General features: G+C 44.9%; 18 protein-coding genes. 15 read left to right on the top strand and 3 right to left on the bottom strand.

The genetic code is table 11. The features are described from left to right. The first annotated feature begins 81 nt into the window (after positions 1-81). Positions 82-1,041 carry an AEC family transporter gene (locus tag NYE49_RS19020; RefSeq protein WP_003242497.1) on the top strand — a complete coding sequence of 320 codons (960 nt, stop codon included), beginning with the start codon at positions 82-84 and terminating at the stop codon, positions 1,039-1,041. 33 nt (positions 1,042-1,074) lie between these two features. On the opposite strand, the gene racA is transcribed toward NYE49_RS19020, so the two are convergent. Continuing rightward, positions 1,075-1,629: a chromosome-anchoring protein RacA gene (racA, locus tag NYE49_RS19015; protein ID WP_021480817.1), complete on the bottom strand. Its 555-nt coding sequence runs from the start codon at positions 1,627-1,629 to the stop codon at positions 1,075-1,077. A 121-nt stretch (positions 1,630-1,750) separates the two neighbouring features. Beyond that, positions 1,751-2,137: a VOC family protein gene (locus NYE49_RS19010; RefSeq protein ID WP_021480816.1), complete on the bottom strand. Its 387-nt coding sequence runs from the start codon at positions 2,135-2,137 to the stop codon at positions 1,751-1,753. A 125-nt stretch (positions 2,138-2,262) separates the two neighbouring features. Here NYE49_RS19010 and prfA point away from each other — a divergent pair, with 125 nt between their 5' ends. Genes prfA through NYE49_RS18995 form a run of 3 tightly spaced genes read left to right on the top strand, consistent with a single transcriptional unit; the run spans position 2,263 to position 4,548 of the window. After that, positions 2,263-3,333: a peptide chain release factor 1 gene (gene prfA, locus NYE49_RS19005; protein ID WP_003227645.1), complete on the top strand. Its 1,071-nt coding sequence runs from the start codon at positions 2,263-2,265 to the stop codon at positions 3,331-3,333. A gap of 1 nt (position 3,334) precedes the next feature. Then, the gene (gene prmC / locus NYE49_RS19000; protein ID WP_041850424.1) at positions 3,335-4,201 is read left to right on the top strand and encodes a peptide chain release factor N(5)-glutamine methyltransferase; all 867 of its coding nucleotides are present in this window, start codon (positions 3,335-3,337) and stop codon (positions 4,199-4,201) included. A gap of 59 nt (positions 4,202-4,260) precedes the next feature. Next, positions 4,261-4,548 carry a DUF5316 family protein gene (locus NYE49_RS18995; protein WP_003244050.1) on the top strand — a complete coding sequence of 96 codons (288 nt, stop codon included), beginning with the start codon at positions 4,261-4,263 and terminating at the stop codon, positions 4,546-4,548. A gap of 16 nt (positions 4,549-4,564) precedes the next feature. Here the strand turns inward: NYE49_RS18995 and NYE49_RS18990 are convergent, their stop codons facing one another. Further along, a complete protein-coding gene (locus tag NYE49_RS18990; protein WP_014478265.1) occupies positions 4,565-4,927 on the bottom strand; it encodes a UPF0715 family protein in 363 nt (120 codons plus the stop codon). Between the two features lie 140 nt (positions 4,928-5,067). Here NYE49_RS18990 and spoIIR point away from each other — a divergent pair, with 140 nt between their 5' ends. The 11 genes from spoIIR to atpB all read left to right on the top strand — a co-directional run bounded on the left by spoIIR (position 5,068) and on the right by atpB (position 13,543). Beyond that, positions 5,068-5,745 (top strand): stage II sporulation protein R, encoded by a 678-nt coding sequence (spoIIR, locus tag NYE49_RS18985; RefSeq protein WP_342410605.1) that lies wholly within the window; start codon positions 5,068-5,070, stop codon positions 5,743-5,745. Positions 5,746-5,811: 66 nt separating this feature from the next. After that, positions 5,812-6,255, top strand: coding sequence for a hypothetical protein (locus NYE49_RS18980; RefSeq protein ID WP_003244265.1), 444 nt, complete (start codon positions 5,812-5,814; stop codon positions 6,253-6,255). A 156-nt stretch (positions 6,256-6,411) separates the two neighbouring features. After that, complete coding sequence (locus NYE49_RS18975) at positions 6,412-7,452, top strand: L-threonylcarbamoyladenylate synthase (RefSeq protein WP_019712588.1); 1,041 nt, start codon at positions 6,412-6,414, stop codon at positions 7,450-7,452. A gap of 78 nt (positions 7,453-7,530) precedes the next feature. Continuing rightward, a complete protein-coding gene (locus tag NYE49_RS18970; protein ID WP_003227661.1) occupies positions 7,531-8,088 on the top strand; it encodes a manganese efflux pump MntP family protein in 558 nt (185 codons plus the stop codon). A gap of 75 nt (positions 8,089-8,163) precedes the next feature. After that, positions 8,164-8,616 (top strand): protein arginine phosphatase PrpB, encoded by a 453-nt coding sequence (prpB, locus tag NYE49_RS18965; RefSeq protein WP_342410603.1) that lies wholly within the window; start codon positions 8,164-8,166, stop codon positions 8,614-8,616. Between the two features lie 156 nt (positions 8,617-8,772). Further along, on the top strand, positions 8,773-9,222 hold the full coding sequence (gene rpiB, locus NYE49_RS18960; protein WP_003221910.1) for a ribose 5-phosphate isomerase B: 450 nt from the start codon (positions 8,773-8,775) through the stop codon (positions 9,220-9,222). Positions 9,223-9,234: 12 nt separating this feature from the next. Further along, positions 9,235-9,777 carry a TIGR01440 family protein gene (locus tag NYE49_RS18955; RefSeq protein ID WP_003227667.1) on the top strand — a complete coding sequence of 181 codons (543 nt, stop codon included), beginning with the start codon at positions 9,235-9,237 and terminating at the stop codon, positions 9,775-9,777. A gap of 206 nt (positions 9,778-9,983) precedes the next feature. Continuing rightward, positions 9,984-11,231 (top strand): serine hydroxymethyltransferase, encoded by a 1,248-nt coding sequence (glyA, locus tag NYE49_RS18950; protein ID WP_003227669.1) that lies wholly within the window; start codon positions 9,984-9,986, stop codon positions 11,229-11,231. Between the two features lie 134 nt (positions 11,232-11,365). Next, entirely contained in the window at positions 11,366-11,995 is a 630-nt protein-coding gene (gene upp, locus NYE49_RS18945) for a uracil phosphoribosyltransferase (RefSeq protein ID WP_003227670.1), read from the top strand. A gap of 422 nt (positions 11,996-12,417) precedes the next feature. After that, complete coding sequence (atpI, locus tag NYE49_RS18940) at positions 12,418-12,801, top strand: ATP synthase subunit I (protein WP_003243159.1); 384 nt, start codon at positions 12,418-12,420, stop codon at positions 12,799-12,801. 7 nt (positions 12,802-12,808) lie between these two features. Continuing rightward, positions 12,809-13,543, top strand: coding sequence for a F0F1 ATP synthase subunit A (gene atpB, locus NYE49_RS18935; protein ID WP_003242621.1), 735 nt, complete (start codon positions 12,809-12,811; stop codon positions 13,541-13,543). Positions 13,544-13,552: the final 9 nt, after the last annotated feature.

Below are 13,552 nucleotides of genomic sequence, written 5' to 3'. Positions count from 1 at the left end.
TTAGCGAGTAAATTTTTTCGTCCGAGGGAAAGCTTTTTGTAAAGCTAAAGTATACGGACATAGGATTTGGAGGAGAATATTTTGAGCATCTTAGATATCTTAATCCTCCTGGCGCCGATTTTCTTTGTTATCGTGCTGGGTTGGTTTGCAGGACATTTTGGAAGTTATGATGCCAAGTCGGCAAAAGGGGTAAGTACGTTAGTAACGAAATACGCACTTCCAGCTCACTTTATCGCTGGTATTTTGACAACTTCCAGAAGTGAATTTTTATCACAAGTACCTTTAATGATTTCTTTAATTATTGGGATTGTTGGTTTCTATATCATCATTCTTTTGGTTTGCAGATTTATTTTCAAGTATGATTTAACGAACTCATCTGTATTTTCTTTGAACTCTGCACAGCCGACATTCGCATTTATGGGTATCCCGGTATTGGGAAGCTTATTCGGAGCGAATGAAGTTGCGATTCCGATCGCGGTCACAGGTATCGTGGTTAACGCGATTCTTGATCCGCTCGCGATCATTATCGCTACTGTTGGTGAGTCTTCTAAGAAAAACGAAGAGAGTGGCGACAGCTTCTGGAAGATGACAGGAAAATCAATCCTGCATGGTCTTTGTGAGCCGCTTGCAGCTGCTCCGTTAATCAGTATGATCTTAGTGCTGGTTTTCAATTTCACTCTTCCTGAGCTGGGTGTTAAAATGCTTGATCAGCTTGGAAGCACAACATCTGGTGTTGCTCTCTTTGCTGTCGGTGTTACCGTTGGTATTCGTAAAATTAAACTCAGTATGCCGGCTATCGGTATTGCGTTACTAAAAGTTGCGGTTCAGCCTGCATTAATGTTCCTGATTGCTCTTGCTATCGGACTTCCGGCTGACCAAACAACAAAAGCAATCCTTCTTGTTGCATTCCCTGGTTCTGCCGTTGCAGCCATGATTGCGACTCGTTTTGAGAAACAAGAAGAAGAAACTGCAACTGCGTTTGTGGTCAGTGCGATTCTGTCATTGATTTCACTTCCAATCATTATCGCGCTTACTGCGTAACAAAAAAAGCTCCCTTTACGGGAGCTTTTTGCTTTAGGTTTGAAATTTGAACAGTGACAGCAGCGGTTTTTTTCTTGTTTTGGTTTTTTCAGAAGCAGCAGCAGTCTCGGGGATCGGCTGAGCGGTGAATTCTTTCATTTGTGAGGTCAGTGATTGCAGATCTGCAAGAATATCATCGATTTCTCTGCGGTGCTGAAGCAGCTGGTAAGATACACCTTCATCGGCTTTTTGTTTCAGCTGGCGTTCCAGTTCCGACATTCTTGCCATCAATTCACTTTCGTCCTGCCTTTGCTGTAAAAGGGTGTCCAGCTTTTGTTCAAGCTGCTCGATTCTTCGTTCTGTGTCGCTATTTGTTTTTTGGACAAGGAAGCCTGTGCGCTTTTTAGCGCTTTTCGGCAGATGAATATCCTGAATCGCCGTGCCTTCAGAGATTTGTTTTTGAACGGATTTTAGAACCTTCACGTCTTCTGCCGTGAACGAATAGTGTCCGAGCTCATTGCGTTCGGCTGGAAGATTCAGCTGCTTCACCCACCGCTGCACCGTTTTTGCGGAGACGCCGAGTTCACTTGCTACCATATTTGTATTCATGATCCCATACCTCCTTTTAAGCTAGGTATTCGACCATAGAATGCGGTTCCCTTCCCGTTAGACAAAACAAGAAAAGATTCGGCAAAGAAAGTGGGTATCTCCTTTTTTTCTTCAAAAACTGTTATTGTTCATACAGTTCTAATGGAAGCTGGTCAGGATCAAAAAAGAAGGTGAAACGTTTGCCGGTCAGCGGGTCTGTTCTGATTGGCTCTGTTTCGATTCCTTTTTCATGAAGCTCCTGAACCGCCTTATCCAAGCTGCTGACTGTAAAGGCGAGGTGGCGCAGGCCTGCGGCTTCAGGCCGGGTTTGTCGTTCGGGCGGATCGGGAAACGAGAACAGCTCAATGACATACGAGCCGTTAAGCGACAAATCAAGCTTATAGGAGCCGCGCTCTTCGCGGTACGTTTCTTGAATCACCTGAAAACCAAGCTTATGTACGTAGAAAGCTTTCGACTTTTCGTAATCTGAACATATGATTGCAATATGATGTATGGATTTCAGCAACATCATCCCTCCTCGAATTCCAGTATAGCAGAGGGGGCTTTTCCAGCTGGGATTGAAATGCTTTTGACTGGGGTTAATCACTATACTATAATGAGAATGTTACGCACAGGAAAACAGAGGTGAAGACCGTGTTAGACCGTTTAAAATCAATTGAAGAACGATACGAGAAATTAAATGAGCTTTTGAGCGATCCAGAAGTAGTCAACGATCCGAAAAAGCTAAGAGAATATTCAAAAGAGCAATCTGATATACAAGAAACAGTTGACGTATATAGACAATACAGAGATGCGTCAGAACAGCTGGCTGATGCAAAAGCGATGCTTGAAGAGAAGCTGGACGCTGAGATGCGCGACATGGTGAAGGAAGAGATTTCTGAACTTCAGAAGGAAACGGAAACACTGTCAGAACGGCTGAAAGTGCTCTTGATCCCGAAAGATCCTAATGATGATAAAAACGTTATTATGGAGATCCGCGGAGCCGCGGGAGGCGAGGAAGCCGCTTTATTCGCGGGCAACCTGTACAGAATGTATTCCCGTTATGCCGAGCTTCAGGGCTGGAAAACAGAGGTCATGGAAGCGAATGTAACCGGAACAGGCGGCTACAAAGAGATCATCTTTATGATTACGGGAAGCGGCGCGTATTCTAAACTCAAATATGAAAACGGCGCCCACCGCGTACAGCGTGTTCCGGAAACAGAATCAGGCGGACGCATCCATACATCCACTGCAACAGTAGCATGTCTTCCTGAGGCAGAAGAGGTAGAGGTTGACATCCATGAGAAGGATATCCGTGTCGATACGTTTGCTTCAAGCGGACCGGGCGGACAAAGCGTTAACACAACAATGTCTGCGGTTCGTCTGACTCACTTGCCGACAGGTGTAGTTGTATCATGCCAGGATGAAAAATCTCAAATTAAGAACAAAGAAAAAGCAATGAAGGTTCTCCGTGCCAGAATCTATGATAAATTTCAGCAGGAAGCCCAGGCTGAATATGATCAAACACGGAAATCAGCAGTCGGATCTGGTGACCGCTCTGAACGTATCCGCACATACAACTTCCCGCAAAACCGTGTGACGGATCACAGAATCGGTTTGACGATTCAAAAGCTTGATCAGATTCTTGAAGGAAAACTTGACGAAGTGGTTGAAGCGCTGATTGTTGAAGATCAGGCAAGCAAGCTTCAGCAGTCGGAAGGTTAAGATGAAGACGATATTCGAAGCCCTGAAATGGGCTTCTTCTTATTTAACCGAAGCGGGAAGAGAAGAAAATGCTGCCGAGCTCCTATTGCTTTATGATACCGGAATGGAGAGAAGCAAACTGCTCGCAAGCTTACAGGAACCGATTGGTGAAGACGAGCTGTATCGCTTTAAGCGTCACGTTGAGATGCATAAAGAGGGCGTGCCGGTTCAATACATTATAGGAAAAGAGTTTTTTTATGGACGGGAATTTATGGTGAATGATGATGTGCTGATCCCGCGGCCGGAAACTGAAGAAGTTGTCTTTCATTTGCTTGAAAAATATCGGAGTGTCTTTTCTGAAGACGGCAAGCTCGAAGTTGTTGACGTTGGTACAGGGAGCGGCGCAATAGCCGTCACGCTTGCGCTTGAAAACCAAAACTTTTCTGTGTCGGCGGTCGATATTTCGAAAGAGGCGCTGCAAGTCGCCTCTGCCAATGCAGAAAAACTCGGAGCAAATGTGCGCTTTTATCAGGGCGATCTGCTTGAGCCTTTTATTAAGGCGGGAAAAAAAGCGGATATCATTGTCTCAAACCCGCCATATATATCAGAGGAAGAAATGGCTGATCTATCGGAAATTGTCCGTTTTCATGAGCCGCTGCACGCGCTCACCGATGGCGGAGACGGGCTGAAATTTTATAAGCGGTTTATGGAAGACATTCCGCTTGTCATGAAGGATAAAGTATTTGTCGTTTTTGAAATCGGGTGGAAACAGGGAGCGGCGGTCAAAGACCTGATCCTCAAGGCGTTTAAGGGAGCGGAAGTGGAAGTGCTGAAAGATATTAATGGAAAAGACAGAACCATATGCGCTCTGATTCATAAAAATAAATAAGCAGCTTGCTGGCGAGTGAATGGATCAAGCTGTTTAACACCAGCAAAGGGGATGTAAACATGAAAAAGGCCCTGACAGCAGGAATCCTGCTCATTGCGATTGAGAGCATGATTGGCACCATTTTTCCGCAGGCTCTTTCATATGAAGCGATTTTTGGCGTTGCGTCTCTCGTTTTAGTGGGGCTCGCGATCATTACATCGGGTTTGGCTGTAAGCGGAAGCGATCAGCGGGCAAACTACCATTCAGAAACCAAAGAAGGCCGTACATCTCGCATGAAAATGGCGGCCGCTTTCTTTGTTGCGGCGATACCTTCCATTCTATGTTATTTGCTGACGATTTTGTTTTAATAAAAAAGGAAGCCTCTTAGGCTTCCTTTTTTTGCAGTAAAACAGAGTCCCATATCCAATAGATAAGAGCTGTTAATACAGCGAAAAGATAGAAGGCTGTATTTTGAAACAAAGATTGTCCCGAAGGCTGAAGCACGCCGAAAATGATCGCGTTGGCAATAAAAGCAGCGGCAAGGTAATACAGCAGATACAAAGGGCTGAACCGTTTCGGCTTTTTATTCATCATGATTTGAAGCGGCAGTGCGAAGATCAAATAAGGAAACAGAAAATAAAATGCCATTGTGATGAGAGCGGCAATGATAAATGAATGAATATAAATTACTGAATAAAGAACGGACATCGTGAATGCTGATAACAGCACTGTATAATTGTATTTCATCTTAAACCTCCTAAAACACTATCGTACCATAAATAAGATTAACAGCTTGCTAGATTTTTTTCACCCTGCACGTTTACCCCCGGCTCTCCTTGTCCATAATAGGGCTAGAAACAAAGCACGGAGAGGAACGGTGGGGACCGATGAAAAAAACAGTAATCATTTGTATATATATCTTTCTTTTATTATCTGGAGCGCTCGTAGGGCTGGCAAAAGAAGAGACGGCACAAAAATCGGAAAATCAGCCGGTGGTCATACCGGATCAGGCGATTCGTTTGAGAATATTGGCAAACAGCGATAGTGATCAAGACCAGCAATTAAAACGTCATATAAGAGACGCGGTGAATAAAGAAATCACAACTTGGGTAAAGGATATTACTTCTATTGAAGAAGCGCGTCGCGTGATTCGTTCAAAGCTGCCTGAAATCAAAGCAATTGCAAAGGAAACAATGGAGAAAGAAGGAGCGAATCAGTCGATATCCGTTGATTTTGACAAAATCTCGTTTCCGACAAAGCTTTACGGCAACATGGTATATCCTGCCGGTGAGTATGAAGCGATTTTGATTACGCTTGGAAACGGAGACGGCGCCAACTGGTGGTGTGTGCTGTTCCCGCCCCTCTGCTTTCTCGATTTTTCTAACGGGGAAGCCGTCAAAGAACAAGAAGATAAAGAAGCCTCAAAAAAGCAGACTGAAAAAGTGCTTGAGGACGTAACCGCTAAAGCGGAAAAAGCCAAAAAAGAAGAGAACGAAGAAAAAGAAGACGACGGCACAGAAGTGAAATTCTTTTTAGTCGAATGGATTTCCGACCTTTTTTCCTAATCATCTGGTCTAAAAATAGATTTGCCTCATAGATTGGAAGAAAGAACGCAAAAACGGGGTGAACGGATGTTTTATCAACTGCGGGTGGCAAGGGAAAAAGACGGAGATGTGCTCGAGGCATTTTTAAAACAGGCAAAAACCAGCTATGAAGGCGTGAAAGAAGGCTTCACTCAATTTCTTATGCTGGAGGACAGTGAGAAAAACATTGCCGGATGCCTCGGTATTGAAAAAATAAGCTGTGACCAGGGGCTGCTGCGATCACTTGTCATATCGGACAAGCTTCACCAAGGCCACATTGTCACGCTTTTTCAAAGCATGGAGGTGCTGTGCGAAAAGCATCAGATCAAAACCGTGTACCTAGTAGCAAATCAGCATTCCTCTGCGGACTTTCTGACGGCCATGGGTTTTGAAAGAGCTGAGAGTGTACCGGAGGAGCTGTTTTCTTCTGATCACTTCTGTGAATCGCGGCAAACAGAAGGAGCCGTTTTGATGAAAAAAGCGTCTGGATAAGTGCAGTTTATACACATACTTATCCACTTCTTTATTAGCGTTGTCCACAATTTGTGGATAACGCTTGTTTTATTACAGGACATCTTTTATACTTTCAAAAGGATTACACGCGTAAAACAATCGTTTTATTGTTGTGAATAAGGAGTTTGGTCAGAAATGAAAACGAAAAGATGGTTTGTGGATGTAACTGACGAGTTATCCACAAATGATCCACAAATTGCACAAGCAGCCGCTTTGCTCCGAGAAAATGAGGTCGTTGCCTTTCCGACAGAAACAGTATATGGCCTAGGCGCAAACGCAAAAAATACGGATGCCGTCAAAAAAATATATGAGGCGAAAGGGCGGCCGAGCGATAATCCCCTGATTGTCCACATTGCGGATATCAGCCAGCTTGAGGATTTAACGGGCCCAGCGCCGGAAAAGGCGAAAACATTGATGAAACGGTTTTGGCCGGGAGCACTTACGCTCATTCTGCCTTGCAAACCTGATGCGCTTTCACCTCGTGTAACGGCAGGTCTTGAAACGGTTGCCATTAGAATGCCGGATCATCCGCTTGCCCTTGCATTGATTCGCGAATCGGGACTGCCGATTGCAGCACCGAGCGCCAATCTATCAGGCAAGCCAAGTCCCACAAAAGCAGAGCATGTGGCTCACGACTTGGATGGCCGCATAGCCGGTATTATGGATGGAGGCCCTACCGGAATCGGGGTCGAATCAACCGTGCTTTCATGTGCGGACGACATCCCTGTTCTCTTGCGTCCTGGCGGCATTACGAAGGAACAAATTGAAGCGGTGATCGGGCCGATCCATGTGGATAAAGGGCTCAGCGACCAAAACGAGAAGCCGATTTCTCCAGGGATGAAATATACACATTATGCGCCGACAGCGCCTCTTGCCATTTGCGAAGGCAGCCCAGAGCGCATTCAGCACCTCATTCAAGAATATCAACAGGGCGGAAGACGGGTCGGTGTCCTGACGACAGAAGAAAACGCGGGCGTTTATTCCGCTGATTATGTGAAGAGCTGCGGAAGACGGGCTCAGCTTGAGACTGTTGCGGCAGGGCTGTATGATGCTTTGCGCAGCTTTGATGAGAATAAGGTGGATTTCATTATAGCGGAATCCTTTCCGGATACAGGTGTCGGTCTTGCTATTATGAACAGGCTGATGAAAGCCGCCGGAGGAAGAGTGATTCGCTGAAAGCAGTCAGATGTTCTAACCCTTTTTGGACACGCATAGGCTAAAAAAGCGGGGCGTGTCCAAGGGGGTTATTTATGTATGTCGGATTTGTTTATAGGCGAACTGATTACATTAAGCATCATGGCGTTTGCTTTAGGGATGGATGCTTTTTCTGTCGGCCTTGGAATGGGCATGGTCAAACTTAGAAAGAAGCAGATATTCTATATTGGTTTCATCATCGGCCTCTTTCACGTCATCATGCCTCTTGCAGGGATGGCGGCCGGTAACATGCTGTCAGGGCTCCTCGGCGTGTTAGCGGTTTATATCGGTGGGGCGCTGCTTTTTGTTCTTGGGGTTCAAATGCTTATGGCCTCTTTTAAACAGTCAGAAGAACGATTCATGTCACCGGCAGGGCCGGGCTTATTGCTGTTTGCCATCGGCGTCAGCCTTGACAGCTTTTCCGTCGGCTTGAGTTTGGGGATATACGGCTCGCATCCGCTCCTCACAATTACCCTGTTCGGGCTGTTCAGCATGATGTTGACATGGCTGGGCCTGCTGGTCGGAAAACAAGTGCAGTCTTGGCTTGGCACATACAGCGAAGCGCTCGGGGGCATCATATTAATCGTGTTTGGACTAAAGCTGCTTTTGCCAATTTAATATACCAATAAAAGAAACGAAGTCGCCGTTTCTTTTTTCTTCATATATAATAGAGAAAAATAAGGGGTGACTGACATGGATATTATTTTTGTCTGTACTGGAAATACGTGCCGCAGCCCAATGGCTGAGGCGCTTTTTAAATCAATTGCAGAAATGGAAGGGTTGAATGTCAATGTCCGCTCGGCAGGCTTGTTTGCTTCGCCTAATGGGAAAGCGACGCCTCATGCAGTCGAAGCGCTGTTTGAAAAACACATTGCCCTTAATCATGTGTCTTCTCCATTAACTGAAGAACATATGGAATCCGCTGATTTGGTTCTGGCTATGACCCATCAGCACAAACAGATCATTGCCAGCCAATTTGGACGTTATCGTGATAAAGTGTTTACGTTAAAAGAATATGTCACAGGCAGCCATGGTGATGTCATCGATCCGTTCGGCGGCTCAATTGACATCTATAAACAAACGCGAGATGAGCTTGAAGAGCTTCTTCGGCAGCTGGCAAAACAGCTGAAAAAAGACCGCAGATAAGTTGTCAGAAAATCTGCAAACAGGTCATTTGCAAATCCTGCGTGAAGGAGTAGAATATAGTGAAAAGCACATCATATGGTGTGAATCAAAGAGCGGACAGGCTGCGCGGTCAATAAAGCGGGCGGGCCGCATCACACACGCTGGGAGGAAAAGCAGATGAAAGTAGCCATTGCATCGGATCATGGCGGCGTTCACATTCGAAATGAAATCAAAGAGTTAATGGACGAATTGCAAATTGAATATATTGATATGGGCTGTGACTGCGGCAGCGGCTCTGTCGATTATCCGGATTATGCTTTTCCGGTGGCCGAAAAAGTGGTTAGCGGCGAAGTTGACAGAGGCATTTTAATTTGCGGGACAGGCATCGGCATGAGCATTTCCGCTAATAAAGTAAAAGGGATTCGCTGCGCGCTGGCGCACGATACCTTCAGCGCGAAGGCGACGCGGGAGCATAATGACACAAACATCCTTGCGATGGGTGAACGGGTGATCGGACCTGGTTTGGCTCGGGAAATCGCAAAAATCTGGCTGACTACTGAGTTTACCGGGGGAAGACACCAAACGCGTATTGGAAAAATCTCAGATTATGAAGAGAAAAACCTGTAGGGGTGCTGTTTAATGAATGAGTTGAAACAAACGTGGAAGACGATGCTGTCTGAGTTTCAGGACCAAGCGGAATTGAAACAAGATCAGCTCTTCGTCCTTGGATGCAGCACGAGCGAAGTGGCCGGCAGCCGGATCGGCACATCGGGCAGTGTAGATATCGCTGAAAGCATCTACAGCGGACTTGCCGAGCTTCGGGAAAAAACGGGAATCCATCTGGCGTTTCAATGCTGCGAGCATTTGAACAGAGCGCTTGTCGTCGAAGCAGAAACAGCCAAGCTGTTCAGGCTTCCAACCGTTTCTGCCGTGCCCGTTCCAAAAGCGGGCGGCGCGATGGCGTCTTATGCGTTTAAGCAGATGAAGTCTCCTGTTCTTGTTGAAACCATTCAGGCTGACGCTGGAATTGATATAGGCGATACGTTTATCGGCATGCATCTGAAGCCGGTGGCTGTCCCTGTGCGTGTCTCTCAAAACAGCCTCGGTTCAGCTCATGTGACATTGGCGCGTACACGGCCGAAACTAATCGGCGGAGTGCGGGCGGTTTATGAGTGCGAATGAAAGGACTGCATAGCCAGTCTTTTCTTTTATTTTAAGACAGTGAAATAAATTCCGAACTTTAAATTAAATTTAAGTTATTAATATTCGTTTTTACCAATAAAAATTTAGATTTTTTAAAAATAATCTTTTACATCGGCCTTAAAAACCATGTACAATAGTGATGGTAAAAACAAAGAACAGGATACGGATAGGAGAGGATCTCGCTGATGAAACATTTACCTGCGCAAGACGAACAAGTGTTTAACGCCATTAAAAATGAGCGTGAACGCCAACAGACTAAGATCGAATTGATTGCTTCTGAGAACTTTGTAAGTGAAGCGGTTATGGAAGCACAAGGATCTGTTTTGACAAATAAGTACGCAGAAGGATATCCGGGCAAACGCTACTACGGCGGATGCGAGCACGTCGATGTCGTTGAAGATATCGCCCGTGACCGCGCGAAGGAAATCTTTGGAGCGGAGCATGTAAACGTTCAGCCTCATTCAGGCGCACAAGCAAACATGGCCGTGTACTTCACGATTTTGGAGCAAGGCGATACTGTACTTGGGATGAACCTCTCCCACGGCGGCCATTTAACACACGGAAGCCCAGTCAACTTCAGCGGTGTTCAATATAACTTTGTTGAGTACGGCGTAGATAAAGAAACTCAATATATTGATTACGATGACGTGCGTGAAAAAGCCCTCGCTCATAAACCGAAGCTTATCGTAGCAGGAGCAAGTGCGTATCCTCGTACAATCGACTTTAAGAAATTCCGTGAAATTGCTGATGAAGTCGGCGCTTACTTCATGGTGGATATGGCACATATCGCAGGACTTGTTGCGGCAGGCCTTCATCCAAACCCGGTTCCTTACGCTGATTTCGTTACAACAACAACACATAAAACACTTCGCGGTCCTCGAGGCGGTATGATCCTTTGCCGTGAAGAGTTTGGCAAGAAAATTGATAAATCGATCTTCCCTGGAATTCAAGGCGGCCCGCTGATGCACGTTATTGCCGCAAAAGCTGTTTCATTCGGTGAAGTATTGCAGGACGATTTCAAAACATATGCACAAAACGTCATTTCAAATGCGAAGCGTCTGGCTGAAGCTTTAACGAAAGAGGGCATCCAGCTCGTTTCAGGCGGAACAGACAACCACCTTATCCTTGTTGACCTTCGTTCGCTCGGACTGACTGGTAAGGTTGCGGAGCATGTACTTGATGAAATCGGTATTACGTCTAACAAAAACGCGATTCCATATGATCCTGAAAAACCTTTCGTAACAAGCGGCATCCGTCTTGGTACAGCTGCTGTAACTAGCCGCGGTTTTGACGGAGACGCATTAGAAGAAGTCGGTGCTATCATTGCGCTTGCATTGAAAAACCACGAAGATGAAGGAAAACTTGAAGAAGCAAGACAGCGTGTAGCTGCTCTGACTGATAAGTTTCCTTTATATAAAGAATTAGATTATTAAGATCCTAAAACCCGCTTGGGCTTATGCCCGGCGGGTTTTTTGACGATGTTCTTGAAACTCAATGTCTTTTTTTGTAGAATCAATAGAAGTGTGTAATTGTTGATGGGACAATAAAAAAGGAGCTGAAACACAGTATGGGAAAGGTTTATGTATTTGATCATCCTTTAATTCAGCACAAGCTGACATATATACGGAATGAAAATACAGGTACGAAGGATTTTAGAGAGTTAGTAGATGAAGTGGCTACACTCATGGCATTTGAAATTACCCGCGATCTTCCTCTGGAAGAAGTGGATATCAATACACCGGTTCAGGCTGCGAAATCGAAAGTCATCTCGGGGAAAAAACTCGGAGTGGTTCCTATCCTCAGAGCAGGACTGGGAATGGTTGACGGCATTTTAAAGCTGATTCCTGCGGCAAAAGTGGGACATGTCGGCCTTTACCGTGATCCAGAAACCTTAAAACCCGTGGAATACTATGTCAAGCTTCCTTCTGATGTGGAAGAGCGTGAATTCATCGTGGTTGACCCGATGCTCGCTACAGGCGGTTCCGCAGTTGAAGCCATTCACAGCCTTAAAAAACGCGGTGCGAAAAATATACGTTTCATGTGTCTTGTAGCAGCGCCGGAGGGTGTGGAAGAATTGCAGAAGCATCATTCAGACGTTGATATTTACATTGCGGCGCTAGATGAAAAATTAAACGAAAAAGGTTATATTGTTCCAGGTCTCGGAGATGCGGGTGACCGCATGTTTGGAACAAAATAAAAAATGAAATCCCCAAAAGGGGGTTTCATTTTTTTATCCAGTTTTTTGCTATTCGGTGAATCTGTATACAATTATAGGTGAAAATGTGAACATTCTGTGGAGACGTAAAGTATAAAAAGTTTTTTAACTTTAAACAGATTGACACATGTTAGGGGCTATTGTATGCTAAACGAGGGTATTATGAGAAGGTTTTCATAGCTTTCATTATAGTCCTCATCCTCAATGTAAATCCTCTCAGCAAACCCGTATTATGAGGATTTATTTAAGCGAATGAAACAGCATCCCTGCAAGGCTTGCGGATGAATGATTTTTTCGAACAGGCCCGTTTTGCCGGTCAAAAAAGGTCTTCTACTAAGGGTTAACCGCTGATTTTTGCCGTATCCAAGCTATACATTATTTTTTCATCAGGAGACAGATAATTGATGGACGATCCCAAGCTTACATTTAGCAGACAACGCAAATATTTATTGTTCATTTTGGCAGTGTATGTACTGGGTTATGGTTTAACAGCGTATAAAACCGTTTTTTTAGGCCTTATTCTGGGAACTGTTTTCAGTTTGTTTAATTTTTTACTGCTCGTCAGAAGAATGAATGCTTTTGACAGAGCTGTTGAGAAAGGAAAGTCCATACGATCTCTCGGGAGCGCAGCGCGGTGGTGCAATGCGATTCTTGCTGTGGCTGTTGCCTATAAAAATCCCGAATACTTTCATATGGCAAGTACAGTTATTGGATTAATGACAATATACCCTGTCATTATGATAGATTCCTTTATCCAGCTTAAACGTTCATCAATGGAAGAGAGGTGAAAACCCTTTGAATCATGGTTACAGAACTATAGAATTTCTAGGTCTTACTTTTAATCTGACAAACATTCTGATGATTACTGTGGCGAGTGTGATTGTTTTATTGATTGCTATATTGACGACAAGAACGCTTTCGATCCGTCCCGGAAAAGCCCAGAACTTTATGGAATGGATTGTTGATTTCGTCCGCAATATTATTGGCAGTACAATGGATTTAAAAACAGGGGCTAACTTCTTGGCACTTGGTGTCACATTGCTGATGTACATATTTGTGTCGAATATGCTGGGGCTGCCGTTCTCTATTACAATCGGACATGAGCTCTGGTGGAAGTCTCCGACAGCCGATCCTGCCATTACATTAACGCTAGCCGTGATGGTTGTTGCTTTAACCCACTACTATGGTGTGAAGATGAAAGGGCTCAAGGAATATTCCAAAGACTATTTAAGACCTGTTCCATTCATGCTCCCGATGAAAATCATCGAAGAGTTTGCGAATACGCTGACTCTAGGTTTGCGGCTGTATGGTAACATCTTCGCCGGTGAGATTCTTCTCGGCCTGCTTGCGGGATTAGCAACAAGCCATTATTCGCAAAGCGTGGCTCTCGGTCTTGTCGGTACAATCGGTGCCATTCTGCCGATGCTGGCATGGCAAGCATTCAGTTTATTTATTGGTGCTATCCAGGCATTTATCTTTACAATGCTGACGATGGTGTACATGTCTCATAAAATCAGTCATGATCATTAAAACATTATA

The organism is Bacillus sp. FSL L8-0358 (genome assembly GCF_038593095.1).
Lineage (GTDB): Bacteria > Bacillota > Bacilli > Bacillales > Bacillaceae > Bacillus > Bacillus subtilis.
Note: the sequence above shows the minus strand (reverse complement) of the source record. Positions and strands in the feature narration are given on the sequence as shown.

Bases quoted from the DNA above. Each gene is read 5' to 3' on its own strand.
- NYE49_RS19010 (WP_021480816.1), bottom strand. From the start codon at position 2,137: ATGTTGCTGAAATCCATACATCATATTGCAATCATATGTTCAGATTAC.
- NYE49_RS18975 (WP_019712588.1), top strand. From the start codon at position 6,412: ATGAAAACGAAAAGATGGTTTGTGGATGTAACTGACGAGTTATCCACA.
- spoIIR (WP_342410605.1), top strand. From the start codon at position 5,068: ATGAAAAAAACAGTAATCATTTGTATATATATCTTTCTTTTATTATCT.
- NYE49_RS18980 (WP_003244265.1), top strand. From the start codon at position 5,812: ATGTTTTATCAACTGCGGGTGGCAAGGGAAAAAGACGGAGATGTGCTC.
- NYE49_RS18955 (WP_003227667.1), top strand. From the start codon at position 9,235: ATGAATGAGTTGAAACAAACGTGGAAGACGATGCTGTCTGAGTTTCAG.
- upp (WP_003227670.1), top strand. From the start codon at position 11,366: ATGGGAAAGGTTTATGTATTTGATCATCCTTTAATTCAGCACAAGCTG.
- glyA (WP_003227669.1), top strand. From the start codon at position 9,984: ATGAAACATTTACCTGCGCAAGACGAACAAGTGTTTAACGCCATTAAA.
- prpB (WP_342410603.1), top strand. From the start codon at position 8,164: ATGGATATTATTTTTGTCTGTACTGGAAATACGTGCCGCAGCCCAATG.
- prmC (WP_041850424.1), top strand. From the start codon at position 3,335: ATGAAGACGATATTCGAAGCCCTGAAATGGGCTTCTTCTTATTTAACC.
- rpiB (WP_003221910.1), top strand. From the start codon at position 8,773: ATGAAAGTAGCCATTGCATCGGATCATGGCGGCGTTCACATTCGAAAT.
- atpI (WP_003243159.1), top strand. From the start codon at position 12,418: ATGGACGATCCCAAGCTTACATTTAGCAGACAACGCAAATATTTATTG.
- racA (WP_021480817.1), bottom strand. From the start codon at position 1,629: ATGAATACAAATATGGTAGCAAGTGAACTCGGCGTCTCCGCAAAAACG.
- NYE49_RS18970 (WP_003227661.1), top strand. From the start codon at position 7,531: ATGTCGGATTTGTTTATAGGCGAACTGATTACATTAAGCATCATGGCG.
- NYE49_RS18995 (WP_003244050.1), top strand. From the start codon at position 4,261: ATGAAAAAGGCCCTGACAGCAGGAATCCTGCTCATTGCGATTGAGAGC.
- NYE49_RS18990 (WP_014478265.1), bottom strand. From the start codon at position 4,927: ATGAAATACAATTATACAGTGCTGTTATCAGCATTCACGATGTCCGTT.